At 56.4% G+C, this 26,103-nt stretch carries 23 protein-coding genes; 13 read left to right on the top strand and 10 right to left on the bottom strand.

The genetic code is table 11. The annotated features are described in order from the left end of the window. The first annotated feature begins 234 nt into the window (after positions 1–234). Both BN2591_RS14170 and avtA read left to right on the top strand, forming a co-directional pair. Positions 235–2,271, top strand: coding sequence for an alpha-amylase (locus BN2591_RS14170; protein WP_086872477.1), 2,037 nt, complete (start codon positions 235–237; stop codon positions 2,269–2,271). Positions 2,272–2,420: 149 nt separating this feature from the next. Next, the gene (gene avtA, locus BN2591_RS14165) at positions 2,421–3,671 is read left to right on the top strand and encodes a valine--pyruvate transaminase (protein WP_407659163.1); all 1,251 of its coding nucleotides are present in this window, start codon (positions 2,421–2,423) and stop codon (positions 3,669–3,671) included. 164 nt (positions 3,672–3,835) lie between these two features. Here avtA and BN2591_RS14160 read toward each other — a convergent pair whose 3' ends face one another. The 4 genes from BN2591_RS14160 to BN2591_RS14145 all read right to left on the bottom strand — a co-directional run bounded on the left by BN2591_RS14160 (position 3,836) and on the right by BN2591_RS14145 (position 8,571). Further along, positions 3,836–4,309 (bottom strand): 4Fe-4S dicluster domain-containing protein, encoded by a 474-nt coding sequence (locus tag BN2591_RS14160; RefSeq protein WP_086872618.1) that lies wholly within the window; start codon positions 4,307–4,309, stop codon positions 3,836–3,838. 344 nt (positions 4,310–4,653) lie between these two features. Continuing rightward, the gene (gene selB / locus BN2591_RS14155; protein WP_086872473.1) at positions 4,654–6,498 is read right to left on the bottom strand and encodes a selenocysteine-specific translation elongation factor; all 1,845 of its coding nucleotides are present in this window, start codon (positions 6,496–6,498) and stop codon (positions 4,654–4,656) included. After that, complete coding sequence (gene selA / locus BN2591_RS14150; RefSeq protein WP_086872471.1) at positions 6,495–7,871, bottom strand: L-seryl-tRNA(Sec) selenium transferase; 1,377 nt, start codon at positions 7,869–7,871, stop codon at positions 6,495–6,497. Before selA ends, selB begins: the two co-directional genes overlap by 4 nt. Before the next feature lie 91 nt (positions 7,872–7,962). Beyond that, positions 7,963–8,571 carry a glutathione S-transferase gene (locus BN2591_RS14145; protein ID WP_086872469.1) on the bottom strand — a complete coding sequence of 203 codons (609 nt, stop codon included), beginning with the start codon at positions 8,569–8,571 and terminating at the stop codon, positions 7,963–7,965. A gap of 514 nt (positions 8,572–9,085) precedes the next feature. On the opposite strand from BN2591_RS14145, the gene BN2591_RS14140 reads away from it, so the two are divergent. From BN2591_RS14140 to trmL, 8 genes are all read left to right on the top strand, one after another. Then, positions 9,086–10,993 carry a PTS mannitol transporter subunit IICBA gene (locus BN2591_RS14140; RefSeq protein ID WP_086872467.1) on the top strand — a complete coding sequence of 636 codons (1,908 nt, stop codon included), beginning with the start codon at positions 9,086–9,088 and terminating at the stop codon, positions 10,991–10,993. A gap of 107 nt (positions 10,994–11,100) precedes the next feature. After that, entirely contained in the window at positions 11,101–12,249 is a 1,149-nt protein-coding gene (mtlD, locus tag BN2591_RS14135) for a mannitol-1-phosphate 5-dehydrogenase (RefSeq protein ID WP_482793317.1), read from the top strand. After that, entirely contained in the window at positions 12,249–12,836 is a 588-nt protein-coding gene (gene mtlR / locus BN2591_RS14130) for a mannitol operon repressor MtlR (RefSeq protein WP_176519658.1), read from the top strand. The genes mtlD and mtlR overlap by 1 nt, the downstream gene beginning before the upstream one ends. 55 nt (positions 12,837–12,891) lie before the next feature. Further along, positions 12,892–13,254: a YibL family ribosome-associated protein gene (locus tag BN2591_RS14125; protein WP_045507540.1), complete on the top strand. Its 363-nt coding sequence runs from the start codon at positions 12,892–12,894 to the stop codon at positions 13,252–13,254. 263 nt (positions 13,255–13,517) lie between these two features. Further along, positions 13,518–15,173, top strand: coding sequence for an L-lactate permease (gene lldP, locus BN2591_RS14120; protein WP_086872461.1), 1,656 nt, complete (start codon positions 13,518–13,520; stop codon positions 15,171–15,173). Continuing rightward, the gene (gene lldR / locus BN2591_RS14115) at positions 15,170–15,946 is read left to right on the top strand and encodes a transcriptional regulator LldR (RefSeq protein WP_086872459.1); all 777 of its coding nucleotides are present in this window, start codon (positions 15,170–15,172) and stop codon (positions 15,944–15,946) included. Before lldP ends, lldR begins: the two co-directional genes overlap by 4 nt. Then, positions 15,943–17,130 (top strand): FMN-dependent L-lactate dehydrogenase LldD, encoded by a 1,188-nt coding sequence (gene lldD / locus BN2591_RS14110; protein ID WP_086872457.1) that lies wholly within the window; start codon positions 15,943–15,945, stop codon positions 17,128–17,130. The genes lldR and lldD overlap by 4 nt, the downstream gene beginning before the upstream one ends. A gap of 36 nt (positions 17,131–17,166) precedes the next feature. Continuing rightward, on the top strand, positions 17,167–17,640 hold the full coding sequence (gene trmL, locus BN2591_RS14105) for a tRNA (uridine(34)/cytosine(34)/5-carboxymethylaminomethyluridine(34)-2'-O)-methyltransferase TrmL (protein WP_086872455.1): 474 nt from the start codon (positions 17,167–17,169) through the stop codon (positions 17,638–17,640). A gap of 243 nt (positions 17,641–17,883) precedes the next feature. On the opposite strand, the gene cysE is transcribed toward trmL, so the two are convergent. From cysE to BN2591_RS14080, 5 genes are all read right to left on the bottom strand, one after another. Continuing rightward, positions 17,884–18,705, bottom strand: coding sequence for a serine O-acetyltransferase (gene cysE / locus BN2591_RS14100; RefSeq protein ID WP_086872453.1), 822 nt, complete (start codon positions 18,703–18,705; stop codon positions 17,884–17,886). A gap of 84 nt (positions 18,706–18,789) precedes the next feature. Then, positions 18,790–19,800: an NAD(P)H-dependent glycerol-3-phosphate dehydrogenase gene (gpsA, locus tag BN2591_RS14095; protein WP_086872451.1), complete on the bottom strand. Its 1,011-nt coding sequence runs from the start codon at positions 19,798–19,800 to the stop codon at positions 18,790–18,792. Continuing rightward, a complete protein-coding gene (gene secB / locus BN2591_RS14090; RefSeq protein WP_017458193.1) occupies positions 19,800–20,267 on the bottom strand; it encodes a protein-export chaperone SecB in 468 nt (155 codons plus the stop codon). Before secB ends, gpsA begins: the two co-directional genes overlap by 1 nt. A gap of 39 nt (positions 20,268–20,306) precedes the next feature. Next, positions 20,307–20,558 (bottom strand): glutaredoxin 3, encoded by a 252-nt coding sequence (grxC, locus tag BN2591_RS14085; RefSeq protein WP_007369517.1) that lies wholly within the window; start codon positions 20,556–20,558, stop codon positions 20,307–20,309. A gap of 31 nt (positions 20,559–20,589) precedes the next feature. Next, entirely contained in the window at positions 20,590–21,021 is a 432-nt protein-coding gene (locus tag BN2591_RS14080) for a rhodanese-like domain-containing protein (RefSeq protein WP_017458191.1), read from the bottom strand. A 246-nt stretch (positions 21,022–21,267) separates the two neighbouring features. Here BN2591_RS14080 and gpmM point away from each other — a divergent pair, with 246 nt between their 5' ends. Genes gpmM through BN2591_RS14065 form a run of 3 tightly spaced genes read left to right on the top strand, consistent with a single transcriptional unit; the run spans position 21,268 to position 25,035 of the window. Then, positions 21,268–22,815, top strand: coding sequence for a 2,3-bisphosphoglycerate-independent phosphoglycerate mutase (gpmM, locus tag BN2591_RS14075; protein ID WP_086872449.1), 1,548 nt, complete (start codon positions 21,268–21,270; stop codon positions 22,813–22,815). Between the two features lie 9 nt (positions 22,816–22,824). Continuing rightward, the gene (gene envC, locus BN2591_RS14070; protein WP_017458189.1) at positions 22,825–24,090 is read left to right on the top strand and encodes a murein hydrolase activator EnvC; all 1,266 of its coding nucleotides are present in this window, start codon (positions 22,825–22,827) and stop codon (positions 24,088–24,090) included. A gap of 3 nt (positions 24,091–24,093) precedes the next feature. Continuing rightward, positions 24,094–25,035: a divergent polysaccharide deacetylase family protein gene (locus tag BN2591_RS14065; protein WP_086872447.1), complete on the top strand. Its 942-nt coding sequence runs from the start codon at positions 24,094–24,096 to the stop codon at positions 25,033–25,035. A 36-nt stretch (positions 25,036–25,071) separates the two neighbouring features. Here BN2591_RS14065 and tdh read toward each other — a convergent pair whose 3' ends face one another. Next, a complete protein-coding gene (gene tdh, locus BN2591_RS14060) occupies positions 25,072–26,097 on the bottom strand; it encodes an L-threonine 3-dehydrogenase (RefSeq protein ID WP_086872445.1) in 1,026 nt (341 codons plus the stop codon). Between the last annotated feature and the right edge of the window lie 6 nt (positions 26,098–26,103).

The raw sequence follows: 26,103 nt of genomic DNA, 5'->3' as shown, positions 1-26,103 counted from the left end.
AAATAGCCTGCAAGAGCACGTACAGAAATAATCCAATTCTGAAATCCTGTCACCAGGAAACTGCACACAAAACGGACAATCTCTTATAAATGTGGCGGTTATCGCAATTATCGTTAACGATATGCGCGCGATCACTCACCCTGCGCCCTCCTCCCTGGCGATGACGACCAGGGAGGAGTTCCCCCGCCAGGCGGAGTGGCAAACTGGGTAAAATCGCCATCACTGGGACATCCGATGAAACACTCCGCACTGTTACTGTTGTTGCTTCCCGGCATCGCTCTCGCCGACTGGTCCGCCGCCGGTTTTCCCCCTTTAACTGACGACGGCACCGGCCTCTGGCGCAGCCAGGCCGCGCTGAAAAAAGGCGAGCATCCGCTAGCGTTGCAACAGGGTCAGCAATGTTGGCAGCCCGCCAGCGACATCAAGCTGAACCAAATGCTTTCGCTGAAGCCTTGCAGCGGCAGTGCGCCACAGTGGCGGATATTCCGTGATGGCGATTACCAGATACAGCTAGACACCCGCTCCGGCACACCAACAGTGCTGCTCAGTGTCAAAAGTGAGGCCAGCGCAGCGCCGGTTAACGCTGCGCGCCAGTGCCCGGTGCGTGACGATAAACCGCTGACCGTGCCTGTTGGCAACACCTTCCCGGAAGGCAGCCTGGTACGCGATTTCTACAGCCAGCAAACGGCAACAGTACGCGACGGAAAAATCACCCTGCAACCCGCACCAGAAAGCGATGGTCTTCTGCTGCTGGAAAAGGCGCAAACGCAGGGCGCAGCCCCTTTTCAGTGGCATAACGCCACGGTCTATTTTGTCCTTACCGACCGCTTCGTGAATGGCAATCCCGCCAATGACAACAGCTATGGTCGACATAAAGATGGCATGCAGGAGATTGGCACCTTTCACGGCGGCGACCTGCAAGGGCTGACCAGCAAACTGGATTACTTACAGCAGCTGGGCGTCAATGCGTTATGGATAAGCTCGCCGCTGGAGCAGATCCACGGCTGGGTAGGCGGCGGTACAAAAGGAGATTTTCCCCACTATGCCTACCACGGTTATTACACACAGGACTGGACGCGCCTCGACGCTAATGTGGGCAACGAAGATGATCTGCGTAAGCTGGTTGATGAAGCGCACCGCCGCGGTATTCGTGTGCTGTTTGACGTAGTGATGAACCACACCGGCTATGCGACGCTGGCTGATATGCAAACCTTCCAGTTTGGCGCGCTGTATTTGAAAGAAGAAGAGCGCAAAAAGATCCTCGGCGAGCACTGGACAGACTGGCGTCCCGCCGCCGGGCAGAGCTGGCATAGCTTCAATGATTACATCAACTTTAGCGATAAAAGCGCCTGGCAAAACTGGTGGGGCAAAAACTGGATCCGCTCCGATATCGGCGATTATGACAATCCCGGTTTTGACGACCTCACCATGTCGCTGGCGTTTTTGCCGGATCTGAAAACCGAATCCACCACACCTTCCGGGCTGCCGATATTTTATCGCCACAAACCGGATACGCACGCACGTGAAATCGCCGGGTTTACGCCGCGCGATTACCTCACCCATTGGCTCAGCGCGTGGGTGCGCGAGTACGGCATAGACGGTTTTCGCGTTGATACCGCCAAACATGTCGAGCTGGCGGCCTGGCAACAATTAAAAACGCAGGCCACGGCAGCGCTCGCCGAATGGAAAAAGGCCAATCCGCAGAAAAAAATCGATGACGCCCCTTTCTGGATGACCGGCGAATCCTGGGGTCACGGTGTGATGGAAAGTGATTATTACCGCCACGGTTTCGACGCCATGATCAATTTCGATTACCAGCAACAAGCCGCCGACGCGGTGTCATGCCTGGCGAATATGGATACCGTCTGGCAACAGATGGCCGACAAACTGCAAGGCTTTAATGTGCTGAGCTATCTCTCCTCGCACGATACCCGGTTGTTCCGCGAGGGCGGCCAGCAAGCCGCAGAGCTGCTGCTGCTCGCCCCCGGCGCGGTGCAGATCTTTTACGGTGATGAAAGCGCGCGGCCTTTTGGCCCGACAGGATCGGATCCGCTACAAGGTACGCGATCGGATATGAACTGGCAGGATCTTGGCGGTAAAAGCGCCGCCAGCCTGCGGCACTGGCAAACGTTGGGGCAGTTCCGCGCACGCCACCCGGCGCTGGGCATGGGCAAACAGACCACGCTTACGCTGCCGCAGGGCTACGGTTTTGTCCGTGAACAAGGGGAAGACAAAGTGATGGTGGTCTGGGCGGGCGCGGCTCGCCACTGAGCCATAAAGCAAATATCAGCATATTATGTCGCATAACTGTCATTAATAAGAATTAAGCGGGGAAAAGGCGCGCCGGCGGCGATTTGCACCTCGCCGTCCGGAGCGCTATGGTTAGCCACTTTGATCCGCAGCCCGACAGAGCAGTAGCGATGACATTTTCACTTTTCGGCGACAAATTTACCCGCCATGCAGGCATTACGCGCCTGATGGAGGATCTCAACGACGGTTTACGCACCCCTGGCGCTATCATGCTCGGTGGCGGTAACCCGGCACAAATCCCGGCGATGACCGATTACTTCCACAACCTGCTTGCAGACATGGTAGAAAACGGCAAAGCGACTGATGCACTGTGCAATTATGACGGCCCGCAGGGTAAAACCGAGCTACTGTCGGCGCTGGCGGCTATGCTGCGTGAAGAGTTAGGTTGGGATATTGAGCCACAGAATATTGCACTAACAAACGGCAGCCAGAGCGCGTTTTTCTACTTGTTCAATCTGTTTGCTGGCCGTCGCGCCGATGGAAGCACCAGAAAAGTACTTTTCCCGCTGGCGCCGGAGTACATCGGCTATGCCGATTCCGGGCTGGAAGAAGATCTGTTTGTCTCCGCGCGCCCCAACATTGAACTGTTGCCGGACGGGCAGTTTAAGTACCATGTCGATTTTGAACACCTGCATATTGGCGAAGAGACCGGCATGATCTGCGTCTCGCGCCCAACCAACCCGACCGGCAACGTGATCACCGACGAAGAGCTGATGAAGCTGGATGTGCTGGCGAACCAGCACAATATCCCGCTGGTAATCGATAACGCTTACGGCGTCCCTTTCCCCGGCATTATCTTTAGCGAAGCGCGGCCGCTGTGGAATCCGAACATCATTCTCTGTATGAGCCTGTCGAAGCTGGGCCTGCCGGGTAGCCGCTGCGGCATTATCATTGCCAGCGAAAAAATTATCTCCGCAATCCGTAATATGAACGGCATTATCAGCCTCGCGCCGGGCGGCATTGGCCCGGCGATGATGTGCGAAATGATTAAACGCAAAGATTTGCTGCGCCTTTCTGAAGAGGTGATCAAACCGTTTTACTACCAGCGGGTACAGGAAACGATCGCCACGCTGCGTCGTTATTTGCCTGAAGAACGCTGCCTGATCCATAAACCGGAAGGGGCGATTTTCCTCTGGCTGTGGTTTAAAGATCTGCCGATTAGCACCGAGCTGCTGTATCAACGGCTGAAAAAACGCGGCGTGCTGATGGTGCCTGGCGACTACTTCTTCCCGGGCCTGGATAAACCCTGGCCGCACACGCATCAGTGCATGCGCATGAACTATGTGCCGGAGCCGGAGCTTATCGAAGCGGGCGTGAAAATCCTCGCCGAAGAGATTGAAAAAGCCTGGCAGGAAAACTAACGCTGAAAACTCAAAAGCCCTCGGATGAGGGCTTTTTTATCGCTCACAAAAACGGGCGCGTCAGCACCGATTCTGCTCTGCCTGCAATCCTGGGATGTCATTCGCGCTGCGCTGGCAGCGGCTTTGCGGGTTAACCACGGCTCTGTGCAACGCCAATTTGCTGGCTAGAACCGCTGGCTGTGCAGCCGGTTCTCACGCAGTTGCGCCAGGTTTATGTCACTCAGCGCGTTGGTCGGGCAAGCGTCAACACAGGCCGGGCCGCCTTCACGATGCTGGCACAGATCGCACTTCAGCGCCTGCGCCCGGTTCTCAACACGCATCACCTGCATGGCACCAAACGGGCAGGCGATCATGCAGCTTTTACAACCGATACAGCGCGATTGCTCAACCAGCACCGCACCGTTGGCCCGCCCGATCGCACCGACCGGACAGACATTCGCGCAGGGCGCGTCTTCACAATGATGGCAGGTGACGGCGGAGGAGAAATCGCCGGTTTTCACCACGCGGATGCGTGCGGAAAAGGTCGCGGGTTTCACACCCGAGCAGTCCTGGTTATCTTCATGCGACACCACACACGCCACTTCGCAGGTGCGACAGCCAATGCATTTGGCCGGATCAGCGATAATAAAACGATTCATTCCCCACTCCACCGGGCACGAAAACGACAAGGGTGCCAGAAAAAACCGCCGCAATGCTTTGATCGCAAGCGGGAAAGCCGCCAGTTTTGTCATTTGCCTGAACATTTCTGGCAATCTCTATCACGCGCTCAGCATGCCGCTAAATGTACACAGACGTTATTCGCCAACGCGCATTGCGCCTGCCAGAGAATTCGCACCCGAGGCCGGGTTACTAGCGCTTAACCTGTAATCTTCCGTTGGGCGCGGGGGGGAGAGTCTGAAGGTGATGACCAGCGTTTCCTTGCGGTAAGGCGGTTTTGCGAGGGATGGTGCGGCTGGCGAAAAATCGCCAGCCTGAGCGTTGATCACTCTTTGAGGAATAACGCCTTGTCGCGCAGGATGTGGTCATTGCCACGGCGACGGGTAAAACCAATGCGGTCGAAATATTCCAGGATCTGAATCGCCAGTTTGCGCCCCACATTCAGCGTATCGCGGAAATCCGCCGCGCTGGTCGAGCCGCGCGCTTCATCAAGATCGCGGATCATGCTGGCAAAAGTCACAATGCGATCGTTACGGTAATAACGATCTTTAACGATCGCCGTAATCAGCCCCTGTTGTGCCGCCTGGCGCAACAGGCCGCGCATCACCTGTTCATCGACGCCGATTTCACGGGCTAAATCCCGCACCCACCAGGGTTCGTCGCCAAACAGCGGCGCGGTTTTTTGCCACAACGGCGCCTGCTCGTCGCTGAAACCGGCTTTATGCTCCGGCAAGTGCAGCCAGCCGTGGTGGCTGTGGATATCGCCGCTCTCCCGCATGAGTTCAATCAGCGTTAATACCAGCGCTTCATCTTCCATCGGCAGCGCCATACGCCGCAGACGTTCGCGCCCAGGCCCCGGTTCCTCGCGGTGCTGTTCATGGTAAGTCGCCAGCGTGTCCAGCAGCTTGCGCTGCCAGCGTGCCGCCACAGGCGCATTAAGCAGGTTATCACCCGCGCGGATAAAACCGGGGTTATCGAGTAACGCCGCCAGACCGCTGCTGCTTAACTGACGCGCCCAGCCAAACGCGCGTAGATCCACCGCTCCACGCGATAAATGCACCGCCAGCGCCTGGGCATCATCTTTGGCCTGCGCCAGTTCACCAATCCACGCTAGGTAATCTGCCTTGCGTTTACCGCGACGCGGCGAGTTCAGCGTCACCACCCGCGCCCCCGCAAGCGTCGTGCGCGCGGAGATATCGCGCAGTACCAGCAGGTCGTTATCTGCCAGCCACAGCGGCGTATCAAGCACCAGTTCGGCAAGGCCATTTTCCAGCAGCGACACGCGTCCGGTAACGTGGCTGGCAGCATGGTGAATATGCAATGGCTGCCATTGCGTTAGTGGAACGTGGGTTTGCAGCGCGACAATCAGCCGCTCGGTGGGTTCGTCAGGCTGCTGCGACAACAACCAGTCACCGCGACTGAGCGCCTCTTTTTCCGCATCACCGGCAATGTTCAGCGCGATGCGTTGCCCGGCATGCGCGTGTTCAACAGGTTGATTCTGCGCATGCAACCCGCGCACGCGCATCGGTGTATTCGCCCCGGTCAGCCATAGCGTATCGCCTATGCGGACATCGCCGGAAAGCGCCGTTCCCGTCACCACCAGCCCCGCCCCTTTTACCGTGAAAGCACGATCGAGCGCCAGGCGGAAACGCTGATGTTCCGGATGCGCGCGTTCCGGCAACTGCAACAGATGTTCACGCAGCTCAGCAATGCCGCGCTGTTCCGTAGCGGCGGTAACAAACAGCGTCGCCTGCGGATAACCAAAAGCCTGGAGCGTGTTTTGTACTTCCGCGCGCACGTCGGCAATGCGCGCCTCATCCACGCGATCAGCTTTGGTTAGCGCCACTGTCAGCGCCGGGTTGCCGGTCAATTGTAAAATTGCCAGATGCTCGCGCGTCTGCGCCATGACGCCATCGTCACACGCCACCACCAGCAGCGCATGGTCAATGCCGCCAACGCCCGCCAGCATATTAGAGAGGAATTTTTCATGCCCAGGCACATCAATAAAACCCGGCACGCGGCCATCCGGCTGCGGCCAGTAGGCATAACCGAGATCGATGGTCATGCCACGTTTTTTCTCTTCCGGCAGGCGATCGGCATTCACGCCCGTAATCGCTTCAATCAGGGTGGTTTTGCCGTGGTCGACATGCCCGGCAGTGGCAATAATCATTTCAGCAACATCTCCAGCAAGCGGGATTCATCATCAACACAGCGACAGTCCAGCCACAGGCGACCATCGTAAATACGGCCAATCACCGGCTGCGGCAGCGCCCGCCACTGCGCAGCCAGCGCTTCCAGACGACGCCCACTGCCATCGCGCGGGGTAAAGGTCAATGCCGCGCCTGGCAGCCTGTCCACGGGCAGCGAGCCGCTACCAATTTGCGACAGGCAGGCTTCGACGCGCAGCTCAAATTCGCCATAACGCGCCGTCAACGCCGCGTACAGGCGCTGCGCCTGGTCGCGAATTTCCGCCTCCGGGCGGGTTAAGTAACGCAGCGTCGGCAGACTCTGGTCGAGTTTTTCCGGGTGCAGATAGAGGCGTAACGTCGCCTCCAGCGCCGCCAGCGTCATTTTATCCGCCCGCAACGCGCGTTTCAGCGGGTGCTGCTGGAGTTGCTCAATCAGCGCTTTTTTACCCACGATAATGCCCGCCTGCGGGCCGCCGAGCAGCTTATCGCCGGAGAAACTCACCAGGCTTACACCGGCAGCAATAAGTGCCTGCGGCATCGGTTCCTGCGGCAAACCGTAGCGGCTTAAATCGACCAGCGAACCGCTGCCGAGATCAACAATCACCGGTAGCGCATGCTCTTCACCCAGCGCCACCAGCTCCGCTTCATCCACCGCTTTGGTAAAGCCTTCGATATGGTAATTACTGGTGTGCACTTTCATCAGCAGCGCGGTGCTGTCGTTAATCGCCTGGCGATAATCTTTCGCATGCGTGCGGTTGGTGGTGCCGACTTCTTGCAGCACACAACCCGCCTGGCGCATCACATCCGGAATGCGAAACGCGCCGCCAATTTCCACCAGTTCGCCGCGCGACACCACCACTTCGCGACCAGCCGCCGTGGCCGCCAGCATCAGTAACACCGCTGCGGCATTGTTATTGACGATGCAGGCGTCTTCCGCGCCGGTTAGCTGACAGAGTAAATCCGCCAGCGCGCGATCGCGATGACCGCGCCCTGCGCCGTCGAGATCATATTCGAGCGTCACCGGCGAACCCATCACCTGGGTAACGGCATCGATGGCGGCCTGCGACTGCACCGCTCGGCCTAAGTTGGTGTGCAGCACCGTGCCGCTCAGGTTAAAGACCGGGCGCAGCGCGCGGCTGTCACTTTGTGCCAGCCGCTGTTGCGCCGCTGCCGCCCAGTTCTGGCTCCAGCCGGGTAATGTCTGCGCGTCGCGTATCTGCGCGCGCGCCTCGTCCTGAAGCTGGCGCAACGTTTGCGCTACGCGACTGTGGCCAAAAGTGGTTAATAAAGTGGCGAACGCCTCGTCACGTAACAGGCGATCGGTTGAAGGGATCTGGCTGTAAAGAGTAGTCATGAAAAGGCCTGGCTATGAGTTGCCCCCTCCCGTCAGGGGGTTTGACGTGAGGGGATTGTACCGTGACTTGCTCAGGCGAACATCATGCTTATCAAGCCTTCGGCGGTTCGGTGCGGGCGAAACTCTCGCGCTGGAACAGATTTTCCACCAGCTTTACCAGCAGTGGGCGATCAACACACCAGCCGGGGGAAACATGGCGGAAATTGAGGTAACTAATCGCGCAGGCGATTGCCACTGTCGCCAGATTCAAGTCGTCCACCCTCAGCGTGCCGTCTTTAAGATAATTTTCCAGCGCGTCCAGACCGCGCGAGACCTTTTCCCGCTGGCGTAACAACTCGGTTTCCGATTGCTGCTCAACCGGACGCGCCAGCTCGCGAACCGAGACCAGCGCCGCATCCATAATGCCGTCAGCCAGCGCTTCCAGTTGGCGAATTTTCAGTGCCGCTTTGCGATCGGTGGGCAGCATCGCCGGGGCGATATTTAGCAAATCAATGTATTCCGCGATGATCGGCGAGTCGTACCACACTTCGCCATCATCGGTTATCAGCGCCGGCACTTTGCCAAGCGGGTTGTACTGCGCCACGCTATTGACGGCGTTATAAGGCTGCTCATTGATAAATTCGAAGGTGATGCCCTTTTCCAGCAGGATCACCGAAATTTTGCGTACAAAAGGGCTGGTATAGCTGCCGATCAGTTTCATTGCCTTCTCCGTTTTCGCCAACAAAAATCTAAGTATGAACGAGCGGGCGCAGATTGTTTCATCAAGATGAAAACTTCTGCCGCTAACGTACGCATTGCCGCAGGCTGTGAAAGGAAGTTACAGGTTCTGCTGGTCGTCAAAAACACAGTTTGCTGGCGATCACATTCGGAAAAGTCCTGACGAAAATATCTTGTGATCTACATCACAAATACATAACAAACCATCGCGCATAAAATGTGAATAACATCACACTTACAGGCTCATAACGTTCAGATTTTACGCTTTGTTCTTTTTTTACACTGATTTTATGTGACAAATATCACACTAAATGGTGGCATACCCCCTACGTTAGTGTGATCTGAATCACACAAAGGCGCACCATCTGGACAGCTACGCGATTCGGTGCGAGATTTCGCCTCACAGATAACCCAGGTCCGGCTACCTCTGCCGCCACGTTAACAAAAAACCTCGGGCTTCCGGCCTGTGCGATAGCAAACATAAGAAGGGGTGTTTTATGTCATCCGATATCAAGATCAAGGTGCAAAGCTTTGGTCGTTTTCTCAGCAATATGGTGATGCCGAATATCGGCGCGTTCATCGCGTGGGGGATCATCACCGCATTGTTTATTCCTACAGGGTGGTTGCCGAACGAGACGCTGGCAAAACTCGTTGGCCCAATGATTACTTATCTGCTGCCGCTGCTCATCGGTTACACCGGTGGTCGTCTGGTGGGCGGCGATCGTGGCGGCGTAGTCGGCGCGATCACCACCATGGGCGTTATCGTTGGTGCGGATATGCCGATGTTCCTCGGCGCAATGATCGCAGGCCCGCTGGGCGGCTGGGCGATTAAACACTTTGATAATTGGGTCGACGGTAAGATCAAATCCGGTTTCGAAATGCTGGTGAACAACTTCTCCGCTGGCATTATCGGTATGATCCTCGCCATCCTGGCGTTCCTCGGCATTGGCCCTGCGGTTGAAGTGCTGTCCAAAGTTCTGGCGGCGGGCGTGAACTTCATGGTTGCGCACGAAATGCTGCCGCTGGCGTCTATTTTTGTTGAACCGGCGAAAATCCTGTTCCTCAACAACGCCATCAACCACGGTATCTTCTCACCGTTGGGTATCCAGCAATCGCATGACCTTGGCAAGTCCATCTTCTTCCTGATTGAAGCGAACCCGGGTCCGGGTATGGGCGTGCTGCTGGCGTATATGTTCTTTGGTCGCGGCAGCGCTAAACAGTCTGCTGGCGGCGCGGCTATCATCCACTTCCTGGGTGGTATCCACGAAATTTACTTCCCGTATGTGCTGATGAACCCGCGTCTGCTGCTTGCCGTTATCCTCGGCGGTATGACTGGCGTGTTCACCCTGAGCGTGCTGAACGGCGGCCTGGTTTCTCCGGCTTCTCCGGGTTCCATCCTGGCGGTGCTGGCAATGACACCAAAAGGCGCGTACTTCGCGAACCTGGCGGCTATCTTCGCTGCGCTGATTGTCTCTTTCGTTATCTCTTCCATCCTGCTGAAAACCAGCAAAGTGAAAGACGACGAAGATCTGCAAGAAGCGACCCGTCGTATTCACGAAATGAAAGCTGAGTCTAAAGGCGCAACCCCGCTGGCGGCAGGCGATGTGACCAACGACCTGAGCCATGTGCGTAAAATCATCGTCGCTTGTGACGCCGGTATGGGTTCCAGCGCCATGGGCGCGGGTGTGCTGCGTAAGAAAGTGCAGGATGCGGGTCTGACCAACATCTCTGTCACTAATAGCGCCATCAACAGCTTGCCGTCTGACGTTGACCTGGTGATTACGCACCGCGATCTGACCGAGCGCGCGATGCGCCAGGCGCCGCAGGCGCAACATATTTCGCTGACCAACTTCCTCGACAGTGGCCTGTACACCAACCTGACCGAACGTCTGGTTGCCGCACAGCGCCATAGCGACAATGAAGCTAAAGTCACCAGCAGCCTGCAAGATAGTTTCGATGCCCCGAACAGTAACCTGTTCAAACTGGGTGCAGAGAATATCTTCCTTGGCCGCACCGCGAGCAATAAAGAAGAAGCCATCCGCTTTGCCGGTGAACAGCTGGTCAAAGGCGGCTACGTTCAGCCGGAATACGTTGACGCGATGCTGGAACGTGAAAAACTGACCCCGACCTATCTGGGCGAGTCTATCGCGGTACCGCACGGCACCGTGGAAGCGAAAGATCGCGTGCTGAAAACCGGCGTGGTGTTCTGCCAGTACCCGGAAGGTGTCCGCTTCGGTGAAGACGAAGATGACATCGCCCGTCTGGTGATTGGCATCGCGGCGCGTAACAATGAGCACATCCAGGTCATCACCAGCCTCACCAACGCGCTGGATGACGAGACCGTGATTCAGCGTCTGGCGCACACCACCAGCGTTGAAGAAGTGCTGGCACTGCTCGGCAAATAATCGGTTTTCCTCCCTCTCCCCACGGGGAGAGGGCTAGGGTGAGGGGAAATATTTGCGGTTCCTCACCCCAGCCCTCTCGGGTAAAAACATTGATGAAGGTTAAGACTATGAAAGCATTGCATTTTGGCGCAGGTAATATCGGACGTGGCTTTATCGGCAAGTTGCTCGCCGACGCGGGGATTGAACTGACGTTCGCCGATGTGAATCAGGTGGTGCTCGACGCCCTTAATGCCCGTCATAGCTATCAGGTGCATGTGGTTGGTGAAAAAGAGCAGGTCGATACCGTCTCCGGCGTTAACGCGGTGAGCAGCATTGGCGACGAGGTTGTCGACCTGATTGCGAGCATTGATCTGGTGACCACGGCGGTCGGCCCGGTGGTACTGGAACGCATCGCCCCGGCTATCGCCAAAGGTCTGGCAAAACGTAAAGCGCAGGGCATTAACACACCGCTGAATATTATCGCCTGTGAAAACATGGTGCGCGGCACCACACAGTTGAAAGGGCATGTTTTCGCGGCGCTGGCTGACGCGGATAAAACCTGGGTTGAAGAGCATGTTGGCTTCGTGGATTCCGCCGTTGACCGTATTGTTCCGCCGTCTGCATCCGCCACTAACGATCCGCTGGAAGTGACGGTGGAAACTTTCAGCGAGTGGATTGTCGACAAAACCCAGTTCAAAGGCGCGCTGCCGAACATTCCGGGTATGGAATTAACTGATAACCTGATGGCATTTGTTGAACGTAAGCTCTTCACGCTGAATACCGGGCATGCTATAACCGCGTACCTTGGAAAGCAGACCGGCCATCAAACCATTCGCGACGCCATTCTGGATGGCAGCATCCGTGCGGTGGTGAAAGGCGCAATGGAAGAGAGCGGCGCGGTGCTGATCAAACGTTATGGCTTCGATGCCGACAAGCATGCTGCGTACATTCAGAAAATCCTGGGCCGTTTTGAAAACCCCTATCTGAAAGACGATGTTGAGCGCGTAGGTCGTCAACCGCTGCGTAAACTGAGCGCGGGCGATCGCCTGATCAAACCGCTGCTCGGCACGCTGGAGTACAACCTGCCGCACGCCAACCTGGTGAAAGGCATTGCCGCTGCCATGCATTACCGCAGCGAGCAGGATCCGCAGGCGCAGGAGCTGGCTCAGCTTATCGAAGAGAAAGGCCCGCAAGCCGCGCTGGCGCAGATTTCCGGCCTGGATGCTAACAGCCCGGTCGTTAACGAAGCCGTCAGCGCCTATAACACCAGGGCATGATGCCGACGATGGCGCGGGAAGCCCCGCGCCAGTTAACGAAATTGTCAGATATGCAGGCAATAATGGAAAAAACGCAGGCTTTCGAAAACCGTGTTCTCGAGCGTCTGAATGCTGGCAAAACCGTGCGAAGCTTTTTGATTGCCGCCGTTGAGTTGCTCAACGAAGCCATCAATATTCTGGTGTTGCAGGTATTTCGCAAAGATGACTACGCGGTGAAATACGCTGTAGAGCCGCTGCTTGACGGAGATGGACCGCTGGGCAATTTGTCCGTGCGTTTAAAGCTGATTTACGGTCTGGGTGTCATCTCCCGCCCGGAATATGAAGACGCCGAGCTTTTGATGGCGCTGCGTGAAGAGCTCAACCACGATGGCACAGAGTACGCGTTTACCGATGATGAGATCCTCGGGCCATTTGGCGAGCTGCACTGTGTTGCCGCCCTGCCGCCAACGCCGGTGTTTGATACCAGTGACGCAAGGCTTTTGGCCATGCAAAAACAGCGCTACCAGCAAGTCGTGCGTTCAACCATGGTGCTCTCTCTGACCGAGCTTATTTCCCGTATCAGCTTAAAAAAAGCATTCCAGAAATAACCTTCGCCATAAATACTGTATCCTTATCGTTTTACTCCCCAACGAATTGAGCCCCATGAAAGAAGTCGAAAAAAACGAAATCAAGCGTCTGAGCGACCGCCTCGACGCGATTCGCCACCAGCAGGCGGATCTCTCCTTAGTTGACGCCGCAGAAAAATACGCTGAGCTGGAAAAAGAGAAAACCACGCTGGAAAGCGAAATTGCCCGTCTGCGTGAGCAGTACACGCAAAAGCTGAGCAAAGAAGCGCAGAAACTGATGAAAATGCCGTTTCGCCGCGCCATCACCAAAAAAGAACAGGCCGATCTCGGCAAGCTGAAAAAAAGCGTCCGTGGTCTGGTGGTCGTCCACCCGATGACCGCGCTGGGCCGCGAAATGGGTCTTGATGCAATGACCGGCTTCGCTAACAGCGAGTTCTGATCCTCTCTTTAACCGCCCTGGCCGCCCGATAGCGCCAGGGTTGTTTAATTGGCCCTACCAATTACTGTTGTTCCTCTCCCTGGCTCACAAATCCATCAAATCCCGTCACAGATATATTGCTTGCTAGCAACATCTGGATAACCATTCGTTATCACAACCCCTACACAACCCAACTGGCAGGACCACTTTTACAAAACCTGTGACGCATAGCTAAGCGCAGACTTGCCGCTCGCCGGTTTTGGTGTGGTTCTCAGGAGACCTGCATGAATCTCTGGCAACAGAATTACGACCCGGCTGGCAACCTTTGGCTTTCCAGCTTAATTGCCTCGTTACCGATCCTGTTTTTCTTTTTTGCGCTGATAAAGCTCAAACTGAAAGGCTATGTCGCCGCCAGTTGGACTGTCGTCATCGCCCTTGGCGTGGCGCTGCTGTTTTACCATATGCCGCTCGATCACGCGCTGGCCTCGGTGGTGTATGGCTTCTTTTACGGGTTGTGGCCAATTGCGTGGATCATTATCGCCGCCGTTTTTGTCTACAAAATCTCGGTCAAAACCGGGCAGTTCGACATCATTCGCTCTTCGATTTTGTCGATTACCCCAGACCAGCGCCTGCAAATGTTGATTGTCGGCTTCTCTTTCGGCGCGTTTCTGGAAGGGGCTGCCGGCTTTGGCGCGCCGGTAGCCATTACCGCCGCGTTGCTGGTGGGCTTAGGTTTTAACCCGCTGTATGCTGCGGGCCTGTGTCTGATCGTTAACACCGCGCCGGTCGCCTTTGGCGCAATGGGTATTCCAATTCTGGTCGCCGGGCAGGTTACCGGGCTGGACAGCTTTGAAATCGGCCAGATGGTTGGCCGCCAGTTACCGTTCCTGACCATTATCGTGCTGTTCTGGATCATGGCGATTATGGATGGCTGGCGCGGCATAAAAGAGACCTGGCCGGCGGTGATTGTCGCGGGTGGCTCGTTTGCTATCGCCCAGTATCTGAGTTCCAACTTTATCGGCCCGGAACTGCCGGACATCATCTCGTCGCTGGTTTCGCTGGTCTGCCTGACGTTGTTCCTCAAGCGCTGGCGTCCGGTACGCATCTTCCGCTTCGGCGATATGGGCGCATCGCAGGTCGATCTCGATTTGAAACGCACCCAATACAGCGGCGGGCAGATCCTGCGCGCCTGGTCACCGTTCCTGTTTTTGACCGCCACCGTGACGCTGTGGAGCGTGCCGCCGTTTAAGGCGCTGTTTGCGCCTGGCGGTGCGCTGTATGACTGGGTGTTCACGGTTTCTGTACCGCATCTCGACAAGCTGGTCGCGCGGATGCCGCCGGTGGTTAGCGCCGCCACGCCTTATGCTGCGGTGTATAAATTTGACTGGTTCTCCGCCACCGGCACCGCCATTCTGTTCGCCGCCATGTTGTCGATTCTCTGGCTGCGCATGAAGCCGAAGGATGCCGTCACGACCTTTACCAGCACGCTACGTGACCTGGCGCTGCCGATTTACTCGATTGGTATGGTGCTGGCGTTCGCCTTTATCTCTAACTATTCCGGGCTGTCATCCACGCTGGCGCTGGCACTGGCGCATACCGGCAGCGCCTTCCCGTTTTTCTCGCCATTTCTCGGCTGGCTGGGCGTCTTCCTGACCGGTTCTGATACTTCATCCAACGCGCTGTTTGCCGCGCTGCAAGCAACCGCCGCGCAACAGATTGGCGTGTCAGATGTGCTGATGGTGGCGGCGAATACCACGGGTGGCGTTACCGGCAAGATGATTTCGCCGCAGTCGATCGCCATTGCCTGTGCGGCGGTGGGGCTGGTGGGCAAAGAGTCCGACCTGTTCCGTTTTACTGTTAAACACAGCCTGATTTTCACCTGCATGGTGGGGGTGATCACGACACTTCAGGCCTATGTACTGACCTGGATGATCCCATGAAAGTGTTACCCAGACGCCTGACAGACGAAGTTGCCGATCGTGTGCGGGCGCTGATTACTGAACAACAACTGGAAGCGGGCATGAAATTGCCCGCAGAACGCCAGCTCGCCGTACAGCTTGGCGTGTCGCGCAACTCGTTGCGTGAAGCGTTATCAAAACTGGTCAGCGAAGGCGTGCTGCTCAGCCGTCGCGGTGGCGGCACGTTTGTACGCTGGCAGCATGATGACTGGTCGGAGCAAAACATCGTCCAGCCGCTGAAAACGCTGCTGCATGATGATCCGGATTACAGTTTCGATATTCTTGAAGCGCGCCACGCCATTGAAGCCAGCACTGCCTGGCACGCGGCGATGCGCGCTACCGAGGCCGATAAAGAGAAAATTGTGCTGTGCTTTGAAGCCACGCAATCCGATGACCCGGATCTCGCCTCGCAGGCCGATGTGCGTTTCCATCTCGCCATCGCTGAAGCCTCGCATAACGTGGTGTTATTGCAAACCATGCGCGGGTTCTTCGACCTGCTGCAATCCTCGGTGAAACAGAGCCGCCAGCGCATGTATCTCGTTCCCCCCGTTTTTTCACAACTGACCGAACAGCATCAGGCGGTGATGAACGCCATTCTTGCCGGAGACGCCGATGGCGCGCGCCAGGCGATGATGGCGCACCTCGGCTTCGTGCATACCACGATTCGCAAATTCGATGAAGATCAAGCCCGCCAGGCACGCATCACCCGCCTGCCCGACGAGCAGCACATTCACTCCAGGGAGAAAAAAGCATGATTATTTCCGCAGCCAGCGACTATCGCGCGGCGGCTAAACGCATTTTGCCGCCGTTCTTGTTTCACTATATCGATGGCGGCGCGTATGCCGAATATACCCTGCGCCGTAACGTTGAAGACCTGTCCCAGGTGGCGCTGCGCCAGCGGGTGCTGAAAGACATGTCTGAACTGAGCCTCGAAACCACGTTGTTTAACGAAAAATTATCGATGCCGGTGGCGCTTGCCCCGGTTGGCTTGTGCGGTATGTATGCCCGGCGCGGTGAAGTGCAGGCAGCAGGCGCAGCGGATGCGAAAGGCATTCCGTTTACGCTCTCGACCGTTTCTGTCTGTCCGATTGAAGAGGTCGCGCCGACGATTAAGCGCCCGATGTGGTTCCAGCTATATGTGCTGCGCGATCGCGGCTTTATGCGTAATGCGCTGGAACGGGCGAAAGCCGCCGGTTGCTCAACGCTGGTATTCACCGTGGATATGCCAACACCTGGCGCGCGCTACCGCGATGCCCACTCCGGTATGAGCGGCCCGAATGCGGCGCTGCGCCGTTACCTGCAATCGGTGCTGCATCCGCAGTGGGCGTGGGATGTCGGCGTCAACGGGCGACCGCATGATCTGGGGAATATCTCCGCCTATCTCGGCAAACCGACCGGACTTGAAGATTACATTGGCTGGCTGGCGAAGAACTTTGACCCGTCGATTTCGTGGAAAGACCTGGAGTGGATCCGCGAATTCTGGGATGGCCCGATGGTGATCAAAGGGATCCTTGACCCGGAAGATGCCCGCGATGCGGTGCGCTTTGGCGCAGACGGCATTGTGGTTTCTAACCACGGCGGCCGCCAGCTTGACGGTGTGCTCTCTTCTGCCCGCGCGCTGCCGGCGATTGCCGATGCGGTGAAAGGTGATATCACCATTCTGGCCGACAGCGGCATCCGTAACGGGCTGGATGTGGTGCGCATGCTGGCGCTTGGCGCAGATTCTGTCCTGCTGGGACGCGCTTATCTGTATGCGCTGGCAACGCATGGTCGTAAAGGCGTGGCAAACCTGCTGGATCTGATCGAGAAAGAGATGCGCGTGGCGATGACGCTGACCAGCGCGAAATCGATTCGCGACATCAGTAAAGATTCGCTGGTACAGGGGCTGAACCAGTTGCCTGCCGCGCTCGCACCGTTGGCGCATGGCGACGCCGCCTAGAGAGTGCTATTCTGCCCCCGCTATTAAGGGGGCAGTATGTTAAACATCGTTTTATTCGAACCTGAAATCCCGCCAAATACCGGGAATATCATCCGCTTGTGCGCCAATACCGGTTTTCGTCTGCATATCATTGAACCGATGGGATTCACCTGGGACGACAAGCGTCTGCGTCGCGCAGGGCTGGATTACCATGAGTTCGCCGCGGTAAAACGCCATCACGATTACGCCGCGTTTGTCGAAGCCGAACAGCCGCAACGCTTATTTGCCCTCACCACCAAAGGCACGCCAGCACACAGCGCGGTGAGCTACCAGGACGGGGATTATTTGATGTTTGGCCCGGAAACGCGCGGCCTGCCAGCGACCATCCTTGACGCGCTGCCGCCAGAGCAAAAAATCCGCATTCCGATGATGCCGGACAGCCGCAGCATGAACCTGTCGAATGCGGTGTCGGTGGTGGTGTATGAAGCCTGGCGCCAGCTCGGTTACCCGGGCGCGGTACTGCGTAGCTGAAGGGGAATTAACGGATGACGGCACCATGTTATCCGACCTGCGGATAGCGATGCCTGTTATTACTGACGCATTTACTCTTCTGCGCTAACGGGCGAAGGCAGTTAAATACGGGCAGCGCGGAAAACTGGCGCGAACACAACATCCAGCGGGATTCTTCGCTTCGCGCCTCCTGCGGGTGTTCAACACGCTGTCGTGTTATGCGCCCTGCCCTGGTTCAGGCTGGCGGGAAAAATCGCCTGACAATTAAATCCCGTCGCCGTACTCGAACCCGTGGTTTATGCCGTTGAAGTGCTGATCCATATCCATTGACGGTTTATCGCTTTCCGGCTTACCGACAATTCGCGCCGGAACGCCTGCTGCCGTAGTATGCGGCGGCACCGGTTGCAACACCACCGAACCCGCGCCAATCTTCGCGCCGCGCCCCACTTCGATATTGCCGAGAATTTTGGCGCCAGCGCCAATCATCACTCCTTCGCGGATTTTCGGATGGCGATCGCCGCTGGTTTTGCCGGTCCCGCCGAGCGTGACCGATTGCAGAATCGACACGTCATCTTCAATAACTGCCGTTTCGCCCACCACAATGCCAGTGGCGTGGTCGAGCATTATCCCGCGGCCAATTCGCGCCGCCGGGTGAATATCCACCTGGAAACTGACCGATACCTGGTTTTGCAGGAAAATCGCCAGCGCCTCGCGGCCCTGCGTCCACAACCAGTGCCCAATACGGTATGCCTGTAGCGCGTGGAAACCTTTCAGATAGAGCAGCGGCGTCGAGTATTTATCCACCGCCGGGTCGCGCGTGCGCACGGCCTGAATATCACAGGCGGCGGAGGCGATCATTTCCGGGTCCGCGGCGTAGGCTTCTTCGACGACTTCACGAATAGCAATCGCTGGCATAATTGGCGAGGCAAGTTTGTTCGCCAGCATATAGCTCAGTGCGCTGCCAAGGTTTTCGTGCTTGAGTAATGTTGCGTGGTAAAAACTGGCCAGCATTGGCTCGCACTCCGCCAGTTCCCGGGCTTCGGCTTTGATATTTTTCCAGACCAGATCCAGTTCTTCACACGGCATTGCTTACTCCAGACGTGATAAGACGACAGGCTGGTCTGCGCCAGCCTTATCGTGAGTTCAAAAAGAGTCCCTGCGACTAAGGGGTTAGTGCTCTTCCTTGCGGGCACGACCTAATAGGGTCAATGCTGCCTCGCGCGCATTTTTTCCGCAATACAATACCTGATAAATTTCCTCGGTTATTGGCATTTCGACGCCAAACCGGTGCGCCAGCGCGCGCACTTCTTTGGTATTGCGGTAACCTTCGACCACCTGGCCAATCTTCTCCTGGGCGCTTTGCACATCCATGCCCTGGCCAAGCATCATGCCGAAGCGCCGATTACGCGACTGGTTGTCGGTACAGGTCAGCACCAAATCGCCTAAACCCGCCATGCCCATAAAGGTGGCCGGATCGGCACCGAGCGCCGCACCGAGACGCGACATTTCGGTCAGACCGCGGGTGATCAGCGCCGTACGCGCATTGGCGCCAAAGCCAATGCCGTCGGACATGCCAGCACCAATCGCAATGACGTTTTTCACCGCGCCGCCCAGTTGCACACCGATGAAATCCGGATTGCTGTAGACACGAAAACTTTTGCCGCAGTGAAGAAGCTGCTGTAAATCCTCGGCGAACTGGGGATCAGCAGAAGCGAGGGAAATCGCCGTTGGCAGACCCGCCGCCAGCTCTTTGGCAAATGTCGGGCCGGAAATCACCGCCAGCGGAATATCCGGACCTAATATCTCGCGCGCCACCTCTTCGAGCAGACGCCCGGTTTCAGCTTCAAGCCCCTTTGTCGCCCAGACAATACGCGCGTCATCACGCATAAGCGGCTTAATTTGCGCTAACACATCGCCAAAGACGTGGCTTGGCACCACCACCAGGATATTACGGCTGGCGGAAAGCGCACGGGCAAGATCGCTCTCTAATTGCAGTGTGTCGGGGAAAGGCACATCGGGGAGGAACGCGGCGTTGCAACGGTCATGTTGCAGGGTCGCGATATGTTTGGGGTCATGGCCCCACAGTACAACCGGGTGGCCATTTCTTGCCAGCGTGATGGCAAGAGCGGTGCCGTAAGAGCCGGCACCGATCACAGTCATTGCAGCATTAAGTGCGTTCATCAGGCATCCTGATGTTGTTCGGCACCTTCGCCAGTCTGCTGTTGCAGGTAGTTCATGAACAGCGCATCAAAGTTCACTGGCGCAAGGTTCAGTTGCGGGAACGTACCGCGGGAAACCAGGCTGGTAATGCACTCGCGAGCATACGGGAACAGAATGTTCGGGCAGTATGCACCCAGGCAGTGTGCCATCTGCGTTCCTTCGATACCGTCGATAGAGAAGATACCGCCCTGCTGCACTTCGCACAGGAAGCCAGTTTCTTCGCCCAGAGAAGCGGTCACGGTAACGCGCAGAACCACTTCATAAACACCTTCCGCCAGCTGAGTGGAGGCCGTGTCGAGATCCAGTTTCACTTCCGGCTGCCACTCTTTCTGGAAGATATGTGGCGCATTCGGCGCTTCGAAAGAGATATCTTTCGTGTAGATACGCTGAATCTGGAAAGTCATTTCGGTGTTGTTTTGTTCAGACATGAGTGAATAACCCTTTAGTGTTGTAGTGCTCTAAAAGCATTAACGCAACAGCGGATCCAGCCCGCCACGCGCGTCCAGCGCATATAAATCGTCGCAGCCGCCAATGTGCTGCGCATCAATAAAAATCTGCGGAACCGTCGTACGGCCACTACGTTGAATCATCTCTTCGCGTTTTACCATGTCGCCATCGATCGGCAGCTCAGCAAAAGCGACGCCTTTGCTGCTCAACAGCGCTTTTGCACGGTGGCAAAACGGGCAAGTCGCTTTCGTGTAGATCTCAATATTGGCCATATCTCTTCTCCGATGTTTACCCGTGGGTAAATTATTTACCGCGAACTAACGGCAGGTTTTCGCCCATCCAGCCAGAGATGCCGTCTTTCAGCACAAAGACCTTCTCGAAACCGGCTTTCACCAGCTCGTTCGCCGGGGTCTGGGCCTGCATGCCGGTACCATCAACAACGATAATCGGCGCGCTTTTGTGTTTTTCAAGCTCACCTACATTATTGGCTTTGATCTCGTTTGGCAGCAAATTCACCGCGCCTGCGATGTGACCTTTACGGAAATCATCACGCTGGCGTAAGTCCACTACCACGGCATCTTCTTTATTAATGAGGCGCGTAGCTTCGCCGCGAGAAATCACTTTCACTTTAGACGCAATGCCCTTGAAAGTGGTAAACAGCACAGCACCGAATAACGCAATCCAGGCGATACACAGGATTGGGTTGCGGCCAATAAATTGCATAATTTCTTGCATCTGGGGTTACAACTCCGGACTTAGTGATTAAAAACCAGCAAGGAGTATACCTGCGCAGTGGGGCAAATACAGCCAGCGAGCGCGACGGAATGCATTTTCTGCGGAGTGTTACAAAAAAAATAAAGCGTCGCCGCGCAAACAAGGGGTTGGTCAGCCGCTTTCTTTGATCTTCTGCGGCTATTTTATCGATTCAGCTGTAGTAAAATTACGCAAATTTTTTTGTCTTCTGAGCATGAGGTTGTCGCAATGTCGGTTTCTAAAAAACCTATGGTACTGGTGATTCTGGATGGCTACGGCTACCGTGAAGACCAGCAGGATAACGCTATTTTCAACGCCAAAACCCCGGTAATGGACAAACTGTGGGCAACCCGCCCGCATACGCTGATTGACGCGTCAGGTCTCGAAGTCGGCCTGCCGGATCGCCAGATGGGCAACTCCGAAGTCGGCCACGTTAACCTGGGCGCAGGACGTATTGTTTACCAGGATCTGACTCGCCTGGATAAAGAGATTAAAGAGCGCACTTTCTTTAGCAACCCGGTGCTGGCCGGTGCGGTAGACAAAGCGGTTGCCGCTGGCAAAGCCGTGCACATTATGGGTCTGCTCTCCGCAGGCGGCGTGCACAGCCATGAAGACCACATTCTGGCGATGGTGGAACTGGCTGCAGAACGCGGCGCGGAAAAAATCTATCTGCACGCTTTCCTTGATGGTCGCGACACACCGCCGCGCAGCGCAGAATCTTCCCTGAAAAAATTCGAAGACAAGTTCGCCGCGCTGGGTAAAGGCCGTGTTGCGAGTATCATTGGCCGCTATTTCGCCATGGATCGCGACAACCGCTGGGATCGCGTGGAACAAGCTTACAACCTGATGACCGAAGCCAAAGGCGAGTTCACCTTTGATAGCGCCGTTGCGGGTCTGCAAGCGGCTTACGCTCGCGATGAGAACGACGAATTCGTCAAAGCCACCGTCATTCGCGCCGCAGGCCAGCCTGATGCGGCAATGGAAGATGGCGACGCGCTGATTTTCATGAACTTCCGCGCCGACCGCGCACGCGAAATTACCCGTGCGTTCGTTAACGCAGATTTCGACGGTTTCGCGCGTAAGAAAATCGTTAAGCTGGGCGATTTCGTCATGCTGACCGAATATGCCGCCGACATCAAAACCGCCGTCGCCTATCCACCCGCTTCTCTGGCGAACACGTTCGGTGAGTGGATGGCGAAACACCATAAAACCCAGTTGCGTATTTCCGAAACGGAAAAATATGCCCACGTCACGTTCTTCTTTAACGGCGGCGTAGAAGAGCCATTCCCGGGCGAAGACCGTATTCTGATCAACTCGCCGAAAGTGGCGACTTACGATCTGCAACCGGAAATGAGCTCCGCAGAGCTGACCGAGAAACTGGTGGGTGCGATCACCAGCGGTAAATACGACACCATTATTTGTAACTATCCGAATGGCGATATGGTTGGTCATACCGGCGTGTTTGAAGCCGCTGTCGCCGCTGTAGAAGCGCTGGATCATTGCGTTGCAGAGGTGAGCAAAGCGGTGGAATCCGTTGGTGGCCAGATGCTGATCACCGCCGACCACGGTAACGCGGAACAGATGCGTGACCCGTCAACCGGTCAGGCGCACACCGCGCATACCAACCTGCCGGTGCCGCTGATCTATGTCGGCGACAAAGCGCTGAAAGCCGTTTCCGGCGGTAAACTTTCCGACATCGCGCCGACGATGCTGGCGCTGATGGGCATGGAAATCCCGCAAGAGATGACTGGTAAGCCGCTGTTCATCGTGGAATAATCGCTCCCCATGAGGGGAAAGGCGATTTTTTCAATTACATGGGTCGGGATCCGACCCTTTCTTTGCGCCAGCGCACTCAGCGCTGGCGCATTGCTGTGCGCCGTTTCCGCCCACGCGGACGATCGCGATCAGCTCAAATCTATTCAGGCCGATATCGCTGAAAAAGAGCGCGCGGTACGCCAGCAACAACAGCAACGCGCGGGCCTTCTTGCCCAGTTAAAGGCACAGGAAGAAGCCATCTCTGCCGCCACTCGCCAGTTACGGGAAACGCAAAACACCCTCGCCCAGCTCAATAAGCAGATCGCCGAGATGAACGCCTCGATTGCCAAACTGGAACGTCAGCGCACCACGCAGGAACACAACCTCGCGGCACAGCTTGATGCGGCGTTCCGTCAGGGGCCACACACCGGGATCCAACTGATTTTAAGCGGTGAAGAGAGCCAGCGCGGCCAGCGTTTGCAGGCCTACTTTGGTTATCTCAACCAGGCGCGACAGGAAACCATCGCGCAGTTGAAACAGACGCGCGAAGAGGTCGCCACGCAAAAATCCGAGCTGGAAGAGAAGCAGAGCCAGCAACAAACGCTGCTGTATGAGCAAAAAGCGCAGCAGGCCAAACTTGAACAAGCGCGCAGTGAGCGGCAGAAAACCCTTTCTGGTCTGGAATCGTCCATTCAGGAAGGTCAACAACAGCTCAGCGAAATGCGCGCCAACGAATCTCGCTTGCGCGATCGCCTCGCCCGTGCGGAAGCGGCCGCCAAAGCCCGTGCCGAACGTGAAGCCCGCGAAGCGCAAGCGGTGCGTGACCGCCAGAATGAAGCCAGCCGTAAAGGCACCACCTATAAACCTACCGAGAGCGAACGCTCGCTGATGTCCCGCACCGGCGGTTTAGGCTCGCCGTCAGGCCAGGCCGTCTGGCCGGTTCGCGGCCCGTTGCTGCACCGTTATGGCGAACAACTGCAGGGTGAGCTACGTTGGAAAGGGATTGTTATCGGCGCGTCTGAAGGCAGCGAAGTGAAAGCCATCGCGGATGGACGTGTGATCTTAGCCGACTGGCTGCAAGGCTATGGTCTGGTGGTGGTGGTTGAACACGGCAAAGGCGACATGAGCCTTTACGGTTACAACCAGAGCGCGCTGGTGAGCGTAGGCACCCAGGTTCGCGCCGGTCAGCCGATAGCCCTCGTAGGGAGCAGTGGCGGTCAGGGCCGGCCTTCACTCTATTTCGAAATTCGCCGTCAGGGTCAGGCGGTCAATCCACAACCGTGGTTGGGAAGATAAGGTTTGCTTCAATTTCGTCGTATTGTTTTGACGCTCGCCAGTGTGCTGGCGTTTTCCGTTCCGGTATTCGCCGGGAAACTGGCCATCGTCATCGACGATTTCGGCTACCGTCCACAAACTGAAAACCAGGTGCTGGCCATGCCGCAGGCGATCTCTGTCGCGGTGCTGCCCAATGCAACGCATGCGCGGGAAATGGCGACCAAAGCGCACAACAGTGGGCATGAAGTGCTGATCCATCTTCCAATGGCACCGCTGAGTAAACAGCCGCTGGAAAAAGACACGCTGCGCCCGGAGATGAGCAGCGCAGAGATTGAGCGCATCATCAGCGATGCAGTGAACAACGTGCCGTATGCCGTCGGGCTGAACAACCATATGGGCAGCGCCATGACGTCAAGCCTGTTTGGCATGCAGAAAGTGATGCAGGCACTGGAGCGTTACAACCTCTATTTCCTTGACAGCATGACTATCGGCAATAGTCAGGCGCTGCGCGCCGCTTCCGGCACCGGGGTGAAAGTCATTAAGCGCAAGGTGTTCCTCGACGATACGCAAAACGAAGGCGATATCCGCCGTCAGTTTGACCGCGCCGTACAGTTAGCGCGCCGCAACGGTTCCGCCATTGCGATTGGTCATCCACATCCCGCTACCGTTCGCGTGTTACAGCAAGCGCTCTCAAGCCTGCCTGCCGATATTACGCTGGTGCGCCCAAGCGACCTGCTCAATGAACCGCAGACAGATACCTCAACGCCCAACGCCACGCCGCCAGGTGGCACTGTTCAGCCACCGCGTAATCCGTTCCGCGGCGTAAAACTGTGTAAAGCGAAGCATAAACCGGAACCGGTATATGCCAGCCGCTTCTTTAGCGTAATCAGTGAAAGTGTTGGCGAGAGTACGCTGGTGCGTTATATGCAGAATCAGTGGCAAGGGTGGAAAACAACCCACCCTTAAGCATTAAAAAGGCGCCCACAGGCGCCTTTTTCGTCATTAATCCCAGCTCAGAATCACTTTGCCGGACTGCCCCGAGCGCATCGCGTCGAAGCCCTGCTGGAACTCATCAATGCTGAAACGGTGGGTAATGATCGGGGAAAGATCCAAGCCAGACTGGATCAGCGCGGCCATCTTATACCAAGTTTCAAACATCTCACGACCGTAAATCCCTTTGATAAACAGCCCCTTAAAGATGACCTTAGTCCAGTCGATAGACATATCGGACGGCGGAATACCCAGCATCGCAATACGGCCACCGTGGTTCATGGTGTCGAGCATCGTACGGAACGCAGGCGGCGCGCCGGACATCTCCAGACCCACGTCGAACCCTTCGGTCATGCCCAGGTCTGCCATCACATCCGCCAGATTCTCTTTGGCGACGTTAACCGCGCGGGTCACACCCATTTTGCGCGCCAGATCGAGGCGGTACTCATTCACATCGGTGATCACCACATGACGTGCGCCAACGTGTTTTGCCACTGCCGCGGCCATAATACCAATCGGGCCTGCGCCGGAGACCAGCACATCTTCGCCGACTAAATCAAAGGAGAGCGCCGTGTGCACCGCGTTACCAAACGGATCGAAAATCGACGCCAAATCATCAGAAATATTGTCGGGGATTTTGAAAGCGTTGAACGCCGGGATCACCAGGTATTCAGCAAAACAGCCCGGACGGTTAACGCCAACTCCCGTGGTGTTACGGCACAGGTGCGTACGCCCGGCGCGGCAGTTACGGCAGTGGCCGCAGGTAATGTGGCCTTCACCGGAAACGCGATCGCCAATTTTAAAACCCTTCACTTCCTGGCCGATGCCCACTACTTCGCCGACATATTCATGACCGACCACCATCGGCACAGGAATGGTTTTTTGCGACCAGTCGTCCCAGTTGTAGATATGCACGTCAGTACCGCAAATCGCGGTTTTACGAATTTTAATCAGCAGATCGTTATGACCAACGTCCGGCTCCGGTACGTCGGTCATCCAGATGCCTTCTTCCGCTTTCAGTTTGGATAACGCTTTCATTTCACG

It is taken from the genome of Kosakonia pseudosacchari, from assembly GCF_900184035.1.
GTDB classification, from domain to species: domain Bacteria; phylum Pseudomonadota; class Gammaproteobacteria; order Enterobacterales; family Enterobacteriaceae; genus Kosakonia; species Kosakonia pseudosacchari.
This window is presented reverse-complemented; position numbering and strand designations above follow the sequence as displayed.

Excerpts from the sequence above, each read along its gene's own strand:
- mtlD (WP_482793317.1), top strand. The coding sequence starts at position 11,101 with ATGAAAGCATTGCATTTTGGCGCAGGTAATATCGGACGTGGCTTTATC.
- trmL (WP_086872455.1), top strand. The coding sequence starts at position 17,167 with ATGTTAAACATCGTTTTATTCGAACCTGAAATCCCGCCAAATACCGGG.
- envC (WP_017458189.1), top strand. The coding sequence starts at position 22,825 with ATGAGGGGAAAGGCGATTTTTTCAATTACATGGGTCGGGATCCGACCC.
- lldR (WP_086872459.1), top strand. The coding sequence starts at position 15,170 with ATGAAAGTGTTACCCAGACGCCTGACAGACGAAGTTGCCGATCGTGTG.
- lldP (WP_086872461.1), top strand. The coding sequence starts at position 13,518 with ATGAATCTCTGGCAACAGAATTACGACCCGGCTGGCAACCTTTGGCTT.
- gpmM (WP_086872449.1), top strand. The coding sequence starts at position 21,268 with ATGTCGGTTTCTAAAAAACCTATGGTACTGGTGATTCTGGATGGCTAC.
- BN2591_RS14140 (WP_086872467.1), top strand. The coding sequence starts at position 9,086 with ATGTCATCCGATATCAAGATCAAGGTGCAAAGCTTTGGTCGTTTTCTC.
- gpsA (WP_086872451.1), bottom strand. The coding sequence starts at position 19,800 with ATGAACGCACTTAATGCTGCAATGACTGTGATCGGTGCCGGCTCTTAC.
- BN2591_RS14145 (WP_086872469.1), bottom strand. The coding sequence starts at position 8,571 with ATGAAACTGATCGGCAGCTATACCAGCCCTTTTGTACGCAAAATTTCG.
- BN2591_RS14160 (WP_086872618.1), bottom strand. The coding sequence starts at position 4,309 with ATGAATCGTTTTATTATCGCTGATCCGGCCAAATGCATTGGCTGTCGC.
- selB (WP_086872473.1), bottom strand. The coding sequence starts at position 6,498 with ATGATTATTGCCACTGCCGGGCATGTCGACCACGGCAAAACCACCCTG.
- cysE (WP_086872453.1), bottom strand. The coding sequence starts at position 18,705 with ATGCCGTGTGAAGAACTGGATCTGGTCTGGAAAAATATCAAAGCCGAA.
- secB (WP_017458193.1), bottom strand. The coding sequence starts at position 20,267 with ATGTCTGAACAAAACAACACCGAAATGACTTTCCAGATTCAGCGTATC.
- avtA (WP_407659163.1), top strand. The coding sequence starts at position 2,421 with ATGACATTTTCACTTTTCGGCGACAAATTTACCCGCCATGCAGGCATT.
- BN2591_RS14080 (WP_017458191.1), bottom strand. The coding sequence starts at position 21,021 with ATGCAAGAAATTATGCAATTTATTGGCCGCAACCCAATCCTGTGTATC.
- grxC (WP_007369517.1), bottom strand. The coding sequence starts at position 20,558 with ATGGCCAATATTGAGATCTACACGAAAGCGACTTGCCCGTTTTGCCAC.
- lldD (WP_086872457.1), top strand. The coding sequence starts at position 15,943 with ATGATTATTTCCGCAGCCAGCGACTATCGCGCGGCGGCTAAACGCATT.
- BN2591_RS14170 (WP_086872477.1), top strand. The coding sequence starts at position 235 with ATGAAACACTCCGCACTGTTACTGTTGTTGCTTCCCGGCATCGCTCTC.
- tdh (WP_086872445.1), bottom strand. The coding sequence starts at position 26,097 with ATGAAAGCGTTATCCAAACTGAAAGCGGAAGAAGGCATCTGGATGACC.
- mtlR (WP_176519658.1), top strand. The coding sequence starts at position 12,249 with ATGCCGACGATGGCGCGGGAAGCCCCGCGCCAGTTAACGAAATTGTCA.
- selA (WP_086872471.1), bottom strand. The coding sequence starts at position 7,871 with ATGACTACTCTTTACAGCCAGATCCCTTCAACCGATCGCCTGTTACGT.
- BN2591_RS14125 (WP_045507540.1), top strand. The coding sequence starts at position 12,892 with ATGAAAGAAGTCGAAAAAAACGAAATCAAGCGTCTGAGCGACCGCCTC.